At 63.6% G+C, this 14,606-nt stretch carries 15 protein-coding genes; 2 read left to right on the top strand and 13 right to left on the bottom strand.

The window, feature by feature from the left end; genetic code table 11:
* Positions 1–50: 50 nt before the first annotated feature.
* The 3 genes from fabV to L6D89_RS02480 all read right to left on the bottom strand — a co-directional run bounded on the left by fabV (position 51) and on the right by L6D89_RS02480 (position 3,140).
* On the bottom strand, positions 51–1,247 hold the full coding sequence (fabV, locus tag L6D89_RS02490) for an enoyl-ACP reductase FabV (protein WP_236198632.1): 1,197 nt from the start codon (positions 1,245–1,247) through the stop codon (positions 51–53).
* Between the two features lie 214 nt (positions 1,248–1,461).
* The gene (locus L6D89_RS02485; protein ID WP_236170862.1) at positions 1,462–2,391 is read right to left on the bottom strand and encodes an electron transfer flavoprotein subunit alpha/FixB family protein; all 930 of its coding nucleotides are present in this window, start codon (positions 2,389–2,391) and stop codon (positions 1,462–1,464) included.
* Positions 2,391–3,140, bottom strand: a complete 750-nt coding sequence (locus L6D89_RS02480; RefSeq protein ID WP_026078867.1) for an electron transfer flavoprotein subunit beta/FixA family protein — start codon at positions 3,138–3,140, stop codon at positions 2,391–2,393. Before L6D89_RS02480 ends, L6D89_RS02485 begins: the two co-directional genes overlap by 1 nt.
* Before the next feature lie 310 nt (positions 3,141–3,450).
* Between L6D89_RS02480 and L6D89_RS02475 the strand changes: the two genes are divergently transcribed.
* The gene (locus L6D89_RS02475; protein ID WP_275094671.1) at positions 3,451–5,139 is read left to right on the top strand and encodes an electron transfer flavoprotein-ubiquinone oxidoreductase; all 1,689 of its coding nucleotides are present in this window, start codon (positions 3,451–3,453) and stop codon (positions 5,137–5,139) included.
* A 107-nt stretch (positions 5,140–5,246) separates the two neighbouring features.
* Here L6D89_RS02475 and L6D89_RS02470 read toward each other — a convergent pair whose 3' ends face one another.
* From L6D89_RS02470 to L6D89_RS02450, 5 genes are all read right to left on the bottom strand, one after another.
* Positions 5,247–5,825, bottom strand: coding sequence for a DUF1285 domain-containing protein (locus L6D89_RS02470; RefSeq protein ID WP_236198631.1), 579 nt, complete (start codon positions 5,823–5,825; stop codon positions 5,247–5,249).
* Positions 5,822–6,433 carry a DUF4823 domain-containing protein gene (locus L6D89_RS02465; protein WP_236198630.1) on the bottom strand — a complete coding sequence of 204 codons (612 nt, stop codon included), beginning with the start codon at positions 6,431–6,433 and terminating at the stop codon, positions 5,822–5,824. The genes L6D89_RS02470 and L6D89_RS02465 overlap by 4 nt, the downstream gene beginning before the upstream one ends.
* A 64-nt stretch (positions 6,434–6,497) precedes the next feature.
* On the bottom strand, positions 6,498–7,391 hold the full coding sequence (locus L6D89_RS02460) for a radical SAM protein (RefSeq protein WP_236198629.1): 894 nt from the start codon (positions 7,389–7,391) through the stop codon (positions 6,498–6,500).
* A gap of 26 nt (positions 7,392–7,417) precedes the next feature.
* Positions 7,418–8,386, bottom strand: a complete 969-nt coding sequence (locus L6D89_RS02455; RefSeq protein WP_236198628.1) for a GTP 3',8-cyclase MoaA — start codon at positions 8,384–8,386, stop codon at positions 7,418–7,420.
* A 94-nt stretch (positions 8,387–8,480) separates the two neighbouring features.
* The gene (locus tag L6D89_RS02450) at positions 8,481–9,119 is read right to left on the bottom strand and encodes a TetR/AcrR family transcriptional regulator (RefSeq protein ID WP_236170868.1); all 639 of its coding nucleotides are present in this window, start codon (positions 9,117–9,119) and stop codon (positions 8,481–8,483) included.
* 84 nt (positions 9,120–9,203) lie between these two features.
* Here L6D89_RS02450 and L6D89_RS02445 point away from each other — a divergent pair, with 84 nt between their 5' ends.
* Complete coding sequence (locus L6D89_RS02445) at positions 9,204–10,337, top strand: aminotransferase class V-fold PLP-dependent enzyme (RefSeq protein ID WP_236198627.1); 1,134 nt, start codon at positions 9,204–9,206, stop codon at positions 10,335–10,337.
* A 264-nt stretch (positions 10,338–10,601) separates the two neighbouring features.
* Here the strand turns inward: L6D89_RS02445 and L6D89_RS02440 are convergent, their stop codons facing one another.
* From L6D89_RS02440 to mltG, 5 genes are all read right to left on the bottom strand, one after another.
* Positions 10,602–11,378, bottom strand: a complete 777-nt coding sequence (locus tag L6D89_RS02440) for a TatD family hydrolase (RefSeq protein WP_236198626.1) — start codon at positions 11,376–11,378, stop codon at positions 10,602–10,604.
* Between the two features lie 100 nt (positions 11,379–11,478).
* On the bottom strand, positions 11,479–11,835 hold the full coding sequence (locus L6D89_RS02435) for a PilZ domain-containing protein (protein ID WP_009621447.1): 357 nt from the start codon (positions 11,833–11,835) through the stop codon (positions 11,479–11,481).
* A gap of 36 nt (positions 11,836–11,871) precedes the next feature.
* Positions 11,872–12,858, bottom strand: coding sequence for a DNA polymerase III subunit delta' (locus L6D89_RS02430; protein WP_236198625.1), 987 nt, complete (start codon positions 12,856–12,858; stop codon positions 11,872–11,874).
* Positions 12,851–13,483, bottom strand: a complete 633-nt coding sequence (tmk, locus tag L6D89_RS02425) for a dTMP kinase (protein ID WP_236170872.1) — start codon at positions 13,481–13,483, stop codon at positions 12,851–12,853. Before tmk ends, L6D89_RS02430 begins: the two co-directional genes overlap by 8 nt.
* Before the next feature lie 25 nt (positions 13,484–13,508).
* Positions 13,509–14,603 (bottom strand): endolytic transglycosylase MltG, encoded by a 1,095-nt coding sequence (gene mltG / locus L6D89_RS02420; protein WP_236198624.1) that lies wholly within the window; start codon positions 14,601–14,603, stop codon positions 13,509–13,511.
* Positions 14,604–14,606 lie beyond the last annotated feature (3 nt).

Genomic DNA, 14,606 nt, shown 5'->3' with positions numbered 1-14,606 from the left:
GGCGACAAACAAAAACGGCGCCCTCGGGCGCCGTTTCTGCTGGTGCGAACTCAGAGCTGGATCAGATTCGGAATCTGCACATCCGGGTTGACGTCCTGCTCGTAGTCCACGCCGGCGATCTCGAAGCCGAAGAGACGCAGGAACTCGGACTTGTAGCCAGTGAAGTCGGTCAGCTGGTACAGGTTCTCGTTGGTCACCTTGTTCCACAGATCCTTCACGGTGTCCTGCACGTCCGGCTGCAGTTCCTTGTAGTCGGCACGCAGGCGACCGTCGGCGTCCAGGTGCGGCTCGGCGCCGTACAGGCTCTCGCGGAACAGGCCGTCGACCTGCTCGATGCAGCCTTCGTGGGTACCCTTCTCTTTCATCACCTTGAACAGCAGCGACAGGTACAGCGGCATCATCGGAATGGCCGAGCTGGCCTGGGTAACCACCGCCTTAAGTACCGAAACGCGGGCATCACCACCGGTGGCGGCCAGCTTCTCGCGAATGCCCAGGACCTTCTGGTCCAGGTCCTTCTTGGCGGCGCCGATGGAGCCGTTCCAGTACAGATCGTGGGTGATCTCTTCGCCCAGGTAGGTGAAGGCGGTGGTCTTGGCGCCGTCGGCCAGCACACCGGCTTCCTGCAGCGCGTCGATCCACATCTGCCAGTCTTCACCGCCCATCACCGCCACAGTGTTGGCGATCTCGGCCTCGGTGGCCGGCTCCATCACGCTTTCCTTGATCACTTCCTTGTCGGTATCCAGGCCACGGAAGTTGACGCTCTTGCCGACCGGCTTGAGCACGGAGTTGAAGACCTCGCCGGTCTTCGGATGGGTACGGCGCGGCGCGGCCAGGCTGTAGACCACCAGGTCGACCTTGCCCAGGTCCTGCTTGATGGTGTCGATGGTGACTTGCTTCACTTCATCGGAGAAGGCGTCGCCGTTGATGCTGCGTGCATAGAGGCCCTTGGCCTTGGCGAACTTCTCGAAGGCAGCCGAGTTGTACCAGCCGGCGGTACCCGCCTTGGTCTCGCTGCCGGGGCGCTCGAAGAACACGCCCAGGGTGTCGGCGCCGGCGCCAAAGGCGGCGCTGATGCGCGCGGCCAGGCCGTAGCCGGTGGAGGAACCGATGACCAGGACCTTCTTCGGACCGTTGGCGATGGGGCCGTGCGCCTCGACGTACTCGATCTGTTCCTTGACGTTGGCTTCACAGCCGGTCGGGTGGGTAGTGACGCAGATGAAGCCACGCACGCGCGGTTTGATGATCATGAAAACCTCGGTAGCCAGGTGTCGATTGAACACATTCAGGAACTGGAGACGTCGCGCATTGTAGATGAGACACCTTCGCCCGTGGACTTCTGCGCAAAGATTCGTGACCAATGGGTCACCAGCGCGGCGAAGCGACCATTTCCCGAGGAAAATCAGGAACCTGAAATGAAAGAACCCGCCACGGGGGCGGGTTCCTTCACTGAGCGAAAAAGGCTTAGACGGCCTTCTCCAGCTCCGGTACGGCTTCGAACAGGTCGGCGACCAGGCCGTAGTCGGCGACCTGGAAGATCGGCGCCTCTTCGTCCTTGTTGATCGCAACGATCACTTTCGAATCCTTCATGCCCGCCAGGTGCTGGATGGCGCCGGAGATACCAACGGCCACGTACAGCTGCGGAGCAACGATCTTGCCGGTCTGGCCGACCTGCATGTCGTTCGGCACGAAGCCGGCGTCAACGGCAGCGCGGGAAGCACCGACGGCAGCGCCCAGCTTGTCAGCCAGGGAGTAGAGGATCTTGAAGTTGTCGCCATTGCCCATGCCACGGCCGCCGGATACGACGATCTTGGCAGCGGTCAGTTCCGGACGATCGGACTTGGCCAGCTCTTCACCGACGAAGGCGGACTTGCCGGCATCGGCCGGGCCGGAAACGGCTTCAACAGCGGCGGAGCCACCTTCGGCAGCAACTGCGTCGAAGCCGGTGCCACGCACGGTGATGACCTTGACGGCAGCCGAGGACTGCACGGTAGCGATGGCGTTACCGGCATAGATCGGACGCTTGAAGGTGTCGGCGCTGACGACTTCGATGATCTCGGAGATCTGGTCGACATCCAGCAGGGCGGCAACGCGCGGCAGGAAGTTCTTGCCGTTGGTGGTGGCGGCGGCCAGCACGTGGCTGTAGCCCTTGCCCAGCTCAGCGATCAGCGGAGCAACGTTCTCCGGCAGTTGGTGAGCGTAGGCGGCGTTGTCGGCGACCAGCACCTTGGCAACACCAGCGATCTTGGCAGCGGCTTCAGCCACGCCACCGACGTTCTGGCCTGCGACCAGGACGGCGATGTCGCCACCAATCTTCTGCGCCGCAGCGACAGTGTTCAGAGTGGCGGCGCCCAGGGCGCCGTTGTTGTGCTCAGCGATTACCAGGATAGCCATCAGATTACTTTCGCCTCGTTCTTCAGTTTCTCGACCAGTTCGGCAACGGACTTGACCTTGATGCCAGCGCTACGGGCAGCCGGAGCTTCGACTTTCACGGTCTTCACGGTGGAAGCGGTGGAAACGCCCAGGGCGTCCGGGGTCACCACGTCCAGCGGCTTTTTCTTCGCTTTCATGATGTTGGGCAGCGACGCATAGCGCGGCTCGTTCAGGCGCAGGTCGGTGGTGACGATTGCCGGCAGGTTCAGGGCAACGGTCTGCAGGCCGCCGTCGATTTCACGGGTGACGTTGACCTTGTCGCCAGCGACTTCGACCTTGGAGGCGAAGGTGCCTTGCGCGTAGCCGGTCAGCGCAGCCAGCATCTGGCCGGTCTGGTTGTTGTCGCTGTCGATGGCCTGCTTGCCGAGGATGACCAGCTGCGGCTGCTCTTTGTCGACCAGGGCTTTCAGCGACTTGGCGATGGCCAGGGAGCTCAGCTCTTCATTGGTTTCAACGAGGATGGCGCGATCAGCACCCAGAGCCAGCGCGGTACGCAGTTGCTCCTGGGCAGCGGTCGGGCCGACGGAGACCGCAACGATCTCGGTGACGACGCCTTTCTCTTTCAGGCGTACAGCCTCTTCCACGGCGATTTCGCAGAAGGGGTTCATGGACATTTTGACGTTGGCGAGATCGACGCCGGAGTTGTCCGCCTTGACGCGGACCTTGACGTTATAGTCAACCACTCGTTTGACAGCTACAAGAACCTTCATGGATTCCTCGTTTTTCTCCGGTGAATAGGAATGTCGCCAGACAGGCCTGGCCGGTAGTGCACGCCATCTGCGACTACATCCAGCGCAACGCGACCGCAAAACCGCAGGTATCTTGACCGCATCGACCGGGCGGGTCAATACACGAAAATACCCCTTCATAAGCCGCGGACCCCGATTCTATCAGGGTTACGCGCGATTCAAACAAACGTTTGTATTGCCCTCGATAAAGGGTTTAGATATAGCAACAGGTCTAGCTATAATGCGCCCCGCTCTTACTGGGTGGGGGCACGCCCATCCCAATACCTACAAAATGCCCAGAGCCTTGATTCAGGAGAGATCGATAGTGGAACGCGAATTTATGGAATTCGACGTCGTCATCGTCGGCGCCGGCCCTGCCGGTCTGTCCGCCGCTTGCCGACTGAAACAGAAGGCCGCTGACGCCGGTCAGGAAATCAGCGTCTGTGTGGTCGAGAAGGGTTCCGAAGTGGGCGCCCACATCCTCTCGGGCGCCGTGTTCGAGCCCCGCGCGCTGAACGAGCTGTTCCCCAACTGGAAGGAACTCGAAGCGCCGCTGAACACCCCCGTCAAGCGCGACGACATCTATGTGCTGAAGAGCCCGGAAGCGGCGGCCAAGGTGCCGAACTTCTTCGTGCCCAAGACCATGCACAACGAAGGCAACTACATCATCTCCCTGGGCAACCTGTGCCGCTGGCTGGCCCAGCAGGCCGAAGGCCTGGGCGTCGAGATCTACCCAGGCTTCGCCGCCCAGGAAGCGCTGATCGACGAGAACGGCGTAGTGCGCGGCATTGTCACCGGTGACCTGGGCGTCGACCGCGAAGGCAATCCGAAAGAGGGTTACTACACCCCGGGCATGGAACTGCGCGCCAAGTACACCCTGTTCGCCGAAGGCTGCCGTGGCCACATCGGCAAGCAACTGATCAAGAAGTACAAGCTCGACAGCGAAGCCGACGCCCAGCACTACGGCATCGGCATCAAGGAAATCTGGGACATCGATCCGTCCAAGCACGAGCAGGGCCTGGTGGTACACACCGCCGGCTGGCCGCTGAACGATGACAACCCGGGCGGCTCCTTCCTCTATCACCTGGAGAACAACCAGGTGGTGGTCGGCCTGATCATCGACCTGTCCTACACCAACCCGCACCTGTCGCCGTTCGACGAGTTCCAGCGCTACAAGCACCACCCGGTGATCAAGCAGTACCTGGAAGGCGGCAAGCGCGTGGCCTACGGCGCTCGTGCCATCTGCAAGGGCGGCCTGAACTCGCTGCCGAAGATGGTCTTCCCCGGCGGCGCGCTGATCGGCTGCGACCTGGGCACCCTGAACTTCGCCAAGATCAAGGGCAGCCACACCGCGATGAAGTCCGGCATGCTGGCCGCCGACTCGGTTGCCGAAGCCCTGTTCGCCGGCCGCGAAGGCGGCGACGAGCTGAGCAACTACGTCGAGGCCTTCAAGGGCAGCTGGCTGTATGACGAACTGTTCCGCAGCCGCAACTTCGGCCCGGCGATGCACAAGTTCGGCGCCATCGGTGGCGGTGCGTTCAACTTCATCGACCAGAACATCTTTGGCGGCAAGATCCCGTTCACCCTGCACGATACGACCCCGGACTACGCGACCCTGAAGAAGGCCAGCGAAGCGCCGAAGATCGATTACCCGAAGCCGGACGGCAAACTCAGCTTCGACAAGCTCTCCTCGGTGTTCCTCTCCAACACCAACCACGAGGAAGACCAGCCGATCCACCTGAAGCTGACCGACCCGAGCATCCCGGTTGGCAAGAACCTGCCGCTCTACGACGAGCCTGCGCAGCGTTATTGCCCGGCCGGCGTGTACGAAGTGGTGAGCAACGACGACGGCAGCAAGCGCTTCCAGATCAACGCGCAGAACTGCGTACACTGCAAGACCTGCGACATCAAGGACCCGGCCCAGAACATCACCTGGGTAGCCCCGGAAGGCACCGGCGGTCCGAACTACCCCAACATGTAAGGCGTTGGCGGTAACGAAAAAGGCTCCCTCGGGAGCCTTTTTCTTTGCAAGCTAAGTACTTGTAGCGGTGAATCGCGCGGACTACTGTTCGCGTTCAGACCGCCAGGTCACGGCTGCGGCGCGATGGGGAAGAACTCCCCCGAACTCCAGACGCCCAGCCAGTCGACACCGTCGATCTCGCGCGGAACGGCCAGCTCCACCAGCTGGTAGAACACGTTGCGATGGATCAACGCTTCCAGATTCACCCGGACCAGCACGTAGGGCGACGGCTCCTGGGTCTGCGGATCGAGTTCCACGCGAATCGGATGCGCGGCATCGGCCACTACCTCATCCTCGACATTGGTGGTGAAGCGCAGCACCTGCTGCTCGCCCTGCCCTTCGACCGTCAGGGTCACCGCGACGAAAGGCGCGTCATCGACAGTGATCCCGCACCTCTCCACCGGTGTGACCAGGAAGTAATCGTCGCCATCGCGGCGGATGATGGTGGAAAACAGCCGCACCATCGGCTTGCGACCGATCGGCGTGCCCAGGTAATACCAGGTGCCGTCGCGAGCGATGCGCATGTCGATATCGCCGCAGCAATCCGGATTCCACAGATGCACCGGCGGCAGCCCCTTGTCCTTGCTGGCGGGAATCTGCGCCAGCAGGTTGCCGGCCCGGTCCGATTGAGTCTGTGGATCAGTCATTGGTACTCCTCTCGCGTCTTCACCCCCAGCAGGCTGCGGGCATAGTCTTCCAGCGGCCGCCCGATCAGGTCTTCGGGGCTGGCGTCATAGAATGTCAGAAAACCGCCGCGGCTGCGGATAGTCGCACTATCGACCAGGTAGCGGTTGTCGGTCTCGATCAGCATCACCTGGATCACGCTGCGGTCGCGGCCCACGGCGTTGTCGGTGTCCTCATATTCCTCGTAGGTGCCGACATTGTCTTCCCCACGGGCAAAGCGGGTATACAACAGATAATTGGCACCCGCCGCGCGCGCTTCCTGCATCGCCCCCTCCAGCCCCAACGGGCTCTTGGCCCGACGCACCAGCGGGAAGTACTGGACGAAGCCCTTGAACGCCTCCTCCGCCACCACGTTAGGCCGTGCGTAAGGGTGGCCTGGCGGTACGAACGGACCCTGGGCGATATAGATGAAGGAGTCCTGCTGCAGGCGCCAGTTCGAGGTACGGCGGGTCTGGCTGTGATCGAGGAAGCCCGAATCACGCAGGTAATAGTCGGTGCCATCGGCCAGGTCACTGGGATTCATGCAGCCGCCCAGGCTGGCGAAGGCAAGGATCAACATCAGGTAGCGCATGGGAAATCTCCGGAGCCGGCGACGAAAAACCGGCATTCGGACAGGCAATGCAGCTTCCGCGCCATCACAGGCCGCGCTGCCATTCCTGGCGCAGATGCGCGCGCTGCGGCTGCTCGATGGCCTGGCGAACCTGGTCGAGCAACCGAGCCTTGTCCGCTCCCAGCGTGCCCTTGAGCACCAGGTAGTTGGACGCATGATCGCTGCGGAACACCGTGTCGCGCAGCTCCAGCGCACTCAGCAGGCGTTCGACCTCGACGAACAGTTCCGCCTGCGACAGCGGCTGGAAGTCCGGGAAGCCTGCTCGATAACGCTCCTCGCCGGAGGGGAAGCTCACCACCAGGGTGGAGAGGAATTCCGGCTGCGCTTCGTTCATCAGGCGCGCCGAGTTGTCAGCGTGCTGGACGCTCAGCGTACTGCCGCCCAGGCCGTTGAGAATCATCACCGAGCGCTTGATCCCGGCCTCGCCCAGCTTCTGCAGGGCATCCAGCGTGGAGGCATAAGTCTCGCCCTTGTTCACCCGCGCCAGCACTTCGTCGTCGCCGGACTCGGCGCCCACATAGGCCATGCGCAGGCCCGCATCGGCCAGCTCCTTGAGTTCCTCCACCGACTTCTTGCGCAGGTTGCGCGGCAGACAATAGCTGGAGACGCGGTCCACCTCAGGCATGTGCTCACGGATCGCGCGCAGGATGTTGAGCAGGCGCCGTGTCGGCAACACCAGCGCATCGCCGTCGGCGAGGAACACGCGCTGGACGATCAGCCGCTCGCCACAGCGGCGAATCTCCTCCAGCACCTCGGCCTCATCGCGGGCGCGGAATTTCTTCTGAGGTTGCGTGTACATCTCGCAGAAGCCGCACTGGTTCCACGAACAGCCGTTGGTGACGGGAAGAATGAGCGAGTGCGCCTCGCTCGGCGGCCGGAACACCGGCTCGATGTAGGAAATGGGGAATTCGTTGGGCATGGGCTAATCAGGTCTTGAGGGCGATCTCAGCCGCCGATGATCTTCATGATGGTGACGCCACCGGAAAAGGCGACTTCCTGCTTGTCCGCCAGGGCGCTCACCAGCAACCGCTGCAGGGCCGGTAGCGCCTGGTGGCGCGGCTTGTCCAGCAGGTCGCCGATGTAATGGCGATTGCTTGACGACAGGCAGCCATGCAGCCAGCCGGTGGAGGACAGGCGCAGCCGCGAACAGGTCCGGCAGAACGGCACGCTCTCGTTGGCGATCACGCCAAAGAAGCCGCGCCCCGGCACTTCGTAGCGCAGCGCGGTGGCATCCACCGGCGCATCGGCCTGGACGTAGGGATGGCGTTCGCCGATCAGCTCCAGCAGCTCCGGCATGCCGATGAACTGCTGGTTGAAGGCATTGGAATCACGGGCCAGATGGCCCATGCGCATCAGTTCGATGAAGCGCAGCTCGAAGCCGTGCTCCAGGCAGTAGTCCAGCAGCGGCACGACCTGGTCGAGGTTCTGTCCGCGCAGCGGGACCATGTTGAGCTTGATCTTCAGGCCCGCCGCGCGGGCCTCGTCGAGCCCCTTGAGCACCGAGCCCAGATCGCCGCCACGGGCGATGCGCCGGAAAGCGTCGGCATTCAGGGTATCGAGGGAGACATTGAGACGGCGGATGCCGCAGTCCAGCAGCAGCGGCAGCTTCTTCGACAGCAGCTGGCCATTGGTGGTGATGGCAATGTCCTGCAGGCCGAGACGACTGACGCCGTGCAGGAAGGCATCGAGTTTTGGACTGACCAACGGTTCGCCGCCGGTAACGCGCAGGCGCTCGATACCAGCGGCCTCGATCAGAAAGGCAACCCCGCGCACCAAAGACTCCGCCGACAACTCGTCCTGCGCAGCGACCAGACGCTTGCCATCCGGCACACAGTACGTGCAGGCGTAGTTGCAGGCGGCGGTCAGGCTGACGCGAAGATTGCGGAAGCGCCTGCCCTGGCGGTCGACGATCATGCTCGGCTCCGGTGGGTATCACTCATGCAAGTATATCCCCACCCTCACCGACCGCCCTGTCGCACGAACGACGATGGGTGACGCGAATGCCGACTCAGGCGGCAGGTGTATCGCCGTCGCGCTTGCGCTTGTTGCCCATGCGCACGCCGATGTCCATGAGGAACTGGAAGAAGCCCTCCTGGTCCTCCAGCACCTCGCGCCAGAACGGCGAGTGGTACAGCGCCACGGCGCCATGCACCAGCGCCCAGGCTGCACAGTAGTGGAAGTAGGCCGGCACATCTTCCAGCTTGCCCGCCGCGATGCGCTCCTTGATCAGTTGGCTCAGGCGCTCGAAGTTGGACTCGCGGATCTTGTGCAGTTCCTCGATCATCTCCGGGACCTGGCTGGTCTTCACCACCTTCTCTTCCAGGCGGTCGAACAGGCGGTAGCGCTGCGGGTCGCGCATGCGGAACTCGAAGTAGGCGCGCGACAGGCGTTCCTTGTCGCGGGCGACGTCTTCGGAGTGGAACAGGTCGGCCAGATCGCGCTCATAGTCCAGCATCAGGCGCAGGTAGATCTCCGCCTTGGACTTGAAGTGCTTGTAGATGGTGCCTTTGCCGATGCCCACGGCATCGGCGATCATTTCGACCGTGACACTGTCTTCGCCCTGTTCGAGGAACAGCTTGAGGGCGGTGTCGAGGATTTCCTGTTCGCGACGACGGAATTCGCGAACCTTGCGCGGCTCTTTCTGCATAAAAAGACTGTTCGGTCAAAAATAGTCAAAATTCGAAGCCGCGTATTATGCCTATTCAGCGCCAAATTGCACGGATCATCCGACATGATTAGCTTTTCTTCCGAGTTTCCCCAACAAACCGGCCTGCGCTACCTGAACCACGCGGCAGTCGCCCCCTGGCCCCAACGCAGCGCAGACGCCGTCGCCGCGTTCGCCCGGGAGAACATCCTGCTGGGTGCGCGCGACTACCCGCAGTGGCTGACCGTCGAGAAGCGCCTGCGCGAGCGCCTGATGCGCCTGGTGAATGCCCAGACCACCGGTGACATCGCCCTGGTGAAGAACACCTCTGAGGCGCTGTCGTTCGTCGCCTTCGGCCTGGACTGGCGTGCCGGCGACCAGGTAGTGATCAGCGATCAGGAGTTCCCTTCCAACCGCGTTGTCTGGGAAGCGTTGAAACCTCGTGGCGTGGAAGTCATCCAGGTGAGCCTGGACGGCGATGATCCGGAAGGCGCCCTGCTGGCCGCCTGCACCCCGCGCACGCGCCTGCTGTCGATCAGCGCCGTACAGTACGCCAGCGGACTGCGCATGGATCTGGAACGCCTCGGCGCCGGATGCCGCCAGCGCGGCGTGCTGTATTGCATCGATGCCATCCAGCAACTGGGCGCCCTGCCCTTCGACGTCCAGGCCTACGACTGCGCCTTCGCCATGGCCGACGGCCACAAATGGATGCTCGGCCCGGAGGGCCTGGGTGTGTTCTATTGCCGCGCCGCCGAGCGCGAGCAACTGGCACTGCAGGAATACGGCTGGCACATGCTGGAGAACGCCGGTAATTACGACCTGGCCGACTGGCAGCCTGCGCGCAGCGCCCGGCGCTTCGAGTGCGGCAGCCCGAACATGCTCGGGGCAGTGGCGCTGGACGCCAGCCTGAGCCTGCTGGAGGACGTTGGCATGGCGACGGTGGGCGAGCTGGTCCAGGCGCGCGTCCAGCAACTGCACGACGGCCTTGGCCGCATCAGCGGCGCTTCACTGCACAGCCCGCTGGACCCGACCCGGCGCGCCGGCATCCTGACCTTCAGCCTGGCCGGCTGGGACAACACCCGCCTGCTGGAACGCCTGCGCGCCGAGCAGGTGGTGTGCATCCAGCGCGGCGCCGGCATCCGCTTCTCGCCGCACTTCTACACCAGCGAGGCGGTAATCGAGGAAACTCTGGGGTTGATCGGGGTTCTGGCGGGGCAATAACCCAGGCACGGCCGAGAAAGCTGCTCAGCGCAGTGTGATGTATTCCAAATCCGTTTAAAAAACACCCGGCCCCCTGTGGCAGCCGCGGCATCTTGACCAATACTTGTAGATACCGGTGCGCGGCATCTCCCCCCAAGTGCCCCGCCGGTGAAGGTACCGAGGATCGCGTACCTTATTGTTACACTCCTAATGGTCTTGACCCGGATTCATCCCCCAGAACCCGGGTTTTTTTTGCGCGTCATAAAAGTATCGGCGCCGGGGCAATCAACCTGCCAGCGGGAACAGTCGACGGAAGTTGGCGGTGGTCTGCTCGGCGAGGGTCTCGAAACTCACGCCACGCAGTACAGCCAGATACTCGGCCACTTCGCGCACGTACTCGGGCAGGTTCGGCTTGCCGCGGTGAGGAACAGGGGCGAGATAGGGCGAATCGGTCTCCACCAGCAGGCGGTCAACGGGTACCTGACGCGCCACATCGCGCAGCTGTTCGGCATTGCGGAAAGTGACGATGCCCGATAGCGAGATGTAGAAGCCGATATCCAGAGCCGCCTTGGCCATTTCCCAGTTTTCGGTGAAGCAGTGCAGTACGCCGGCCTGCGGCAGCGCTGCCTCGCGCAGCAGTGCCAGAGTATCGGCGCGGGCCTCGCGGGTATGCACGATGACCGGCTTGCCGGTGACCTTGGCGGCCTCCAGGTGCAGGCGGAAGGCTTCCTGCTGCAACTCGGCGGCTTCGGGCTCGTAGTGATAGTCCAGGCCGGTCTCGCCGATGGCCACCACACGCGGGTGGTTCAGCTCGCCCAGCAGCCAGTCCAGCGCCGGTGCGGCACCGGGCTCCAGGTCCAGCGGATGGACGCCCACCGAGCAATGCACATCGGTGTAGCGCTCGGCCAGGTCCTTCACTGCCTTGGCATTGCCCGCACTCACGCCGATACACAGGAACTGGCTGACGCCACGCGCGCGGGCGGCGTCCAGCGCGGCATCCAGCGAGCCGTCGTGGGCGGCAAGATCGAGGCGATCGAGGTGGCAGTGGGAATCGACCAGCATGAAACGTTCTCCGGAAATGACGAAGCGCCCCTGAGGGCGCTTCGTGTTTGCAACCTGTATGGCCTGCCATTCTCGCATGGCATGGGCTACAGGGCATGGGCTACATGGTATGGGTCGGGCGGTCCGACTTCAGCGCGCCGGCGAGGTAGGTCTCGATCTTGTTGCGCGCGGTATTGTCGCCATCGTTGAACTGCACGCCGATACCGGCGGCGCGGTTGCCCTGGGCGCCCTTGGGCGTGATCCAGACCACCTTGCCGGCGACCGGGATCTTCTCCGGCTCATCCATCAGGTTGAGCAGCATGAAGACCTCATCGCCCAGCTTGTAGGTCTTGTTGGTCGGAATGAACAGCCCACCGTTGCGGATGAACGGCATGTAGGCGGCATACAGCACGGATTTGTCCTTGATGGTCAGGGACAGGATTCCGTTACGCGGACCCAGATTTGGTGGCAAGCTCATTCAGCTGTCCTGGCAGATTTTTCCGATGGCCGGATTCTAGCCCGGCCCGGGGAGACTTGCCCACTGTACGAGCAAGGCTTCGAGAAGCAAGGCACGGTTGAGGTTGGCTTTATTGAGGACTTTCTGCCGTTGCAGCAGCAACCAGTCCTGCATTGCCAGCACCTTGGGCTGTGTCGATTTCTCGGCGAGATACTGCACGACCTTGCGCATGTCGGTCAGGCCCAGCCCCTCTTCATCGCGAGCCAGCTGGTAGCGCAGGATCAACAGAGACCAGTCGCAGAACCAGTCGAACAGTAATGGCAAAGGTACAGCATTCCAGCTTTCGGCCAGCTGACCTGGCGCAACCTGCTGCTTGAGCAGCTTCTTCACCCCTTCAACCACCTGTGCGCGTTGCTCGCGTACGCCTTGGCCGTGCAGCCGCAGCGCGGTGAGCGGCGAGCCGCCAGCCAGCACCAGCAGCTCGTCCAACGCCTCCACCGACTCGTCCGGCAGAGAGCCCGCCAGCCACGCTCGAGCCTGCTCGGCAGATGGCTGCGGGCAGGCCTGCTGTACGCAGCGGCTCTTGATGGTCGGCAACAATCGGCTGGGCTGGTGGCTGATCAGCAGCAGCACGGTATCGCCGGACGGCTCCTCAAGGCTTTTCAGCAACGCGTTGGCGGCATTCAGGTTCATCGCCTCGGCCGGTTCCAGCAACACCACTTTGCGCCCACCCAACTGCGCGGTTTGCACCACGAAACCCACCAGTTCACGGACCTGATCGACGCGAATGGGCTTTTCCGCCTCCTCCGGCTCCAGCAGGAAGTAATCCGGGTGGGTGCCGGCCGCGAGCAGCAGGCACGCCTTGCACTGCCCACATGCCTTGCCGCCTTCGGGACGTTGGCAGAGCAGCAGGTGCACGAGGTTCTCGGCCAGCACGCGCTTGCCGATACCGGCCGGGCCATGCAGCAGGTAGGCATGAGCATGCCGTGGACGACCGCTGAGCTGCTGCCAGAGGCCCTGCTGCCAGGGATAGATGTCAGCCATTCAGGCGCTCCAGCAGGGTCGGCAACAGTCCGTCCAGATCACGCTGCACCTCGGCCAGCGACTGCGCGGCATCAAGGATGTGATAGCGCGTCGGCTCGGCGCGGGCGCGCCCCAGGTAGGTATTGCGCACCGCCTCGAAGAAGTCGCGACCTTCCTGCTCGAAGCGGTCCAGCCGGCCACGGGCGGCCGCGCGGGACAGGCCGATTTCCACCGGCAGGTCGAAGACCAGGGTCAGGTCGGGGCGCAGGCCGCCCTGGACAAAGCTTTCCAGTTGCGCGATGCGCTCCACCGGCAGGCCACGGCCGCCGCCCTGGTAGGCGTAGGTGGCGTCCGTGAAACGATCGCAGAGCACGACGGCGCCACGCTCCAGGGCCGGGCGGATTACCTCGGCGATATGCTGCGCACGGGCAGCGAAGACCAGCAGCAGTTCGGTATCCACCGCCATCTTTTCGTCGCTGGGGTCCAGCAGCAGCTCGCGGATGCGCTCTGCCAGCGGCGTGCCACCGGGCTCACGGGTCAGCTGCACTTCGATGCCGCGCTCGCGCAGGCGCTCGGCCAGGTACTCGCGGTTGGTGCTCTTGCCCGCGCCTTCGGGGCCTTCCAGGGTGATGAACAGGCCGGTCACTCGGCTCACTCCTTGTGTTGTCGGGCTACTGCGCCGCAGGCGTCTCTGCGGCGGGAGTGTCTGCGTCCGGCGACTGCGCCGGCTGCGGCACGGGCGCCGGGCTGGAACGGTAGTCGGCGCGACGCTTGATCTGGAACTCCTGGACGGCCTTGTTGTGGTCGTCGAGGTTGTCGGAGAAGGTATGGCTGCCATCGCCGCGGGCGACGAAGTACAGGCTCTGCCCCGCCACCGGGTTGAGCGCTGCATGGATCGCTTCGCGGCCGGGCAGCGCAATAGGCGTCGGCGGCAGGCCGGCAACCACGTAGGTGTTGTAGGGCGTTGGCGCGCGCAGGTCGGCGCGGGTGATCTTGCCGGCGTAACGCTCGCCCATGCCGTAGATGACGGTCGGGTCGGTCTGCAGCAGCATGTTCTTCTGCAGGCGACGCACAAAGACGCCGGCGATCTGGCCGCGCTCCTGGGGCACGCCGGTTTCCTTCTCCACCAGCGAAGCCATGATCAGCGCCTGGTAGGAATCCTTGTAGGGCAGGTCTTCGCTGCGCTTGCCCCACTCTTCGGCAAGGATGCTATCCATGCGCTGATAGGCGTGCTTGAGGATATCGACATCCTTGCTGCCGCGGACGAAGCGGTAGGTATCGGGGAAGAAGCGCCCTTCGGGGAATACCCCGGGCTTGCCCAGCCTGGCCATGACCTCGGCGTCGCTGAGGCCGCTCAGGGTCTGCTCCAGCTTGGGCTGGCGGGCGAGCAGCTCGCGCACCTGGTGGAAGTTCCAGCCCTCGACCAGGGTCAAGCCGTACTGCACGACATCACCCTCTCGCCACAGGTCGAGCAACTGGGCAGCGGTCATGCCGGGCGTCAGGCGGTATTCACCACTGTGCAACGCCTCGCCGGCCAGGTTGAAGCGCCAGTACAGGCGCATCCAGAAACCACCGTGCAGGACGTCTTCGTCCTCCAGGCGGGTCAGCAGGCGACCGGGGGTGGCACCGCTGGGAGCATCGAGCAGACGCTCCTCGGTGAGCTGGAGCGGTTGCTGCAGCGCACGCTGCTGCTCCCAGGCCGCCAGGCCCAGCACAAGCCCGGCCAGCAGCAGGCCGCCTTCCAGCAGCACCAGCAATTTGCGCATCAC

It is taken from the genome of Pseudomonas pseudonitroreducens, from assembly GCF_021603645.1.
Classification (GTDB): domain Bacteria; phylum Pseudomonadota; class Gammaproteobacteria; order Pseudomonadales; family Pseudomonadaceae; genus Pseudomonas; species Pseudomonas pseudonitroreducens.
This window is presented reverse-complemented; position numbering and strand designations above follow the sequence as displayed.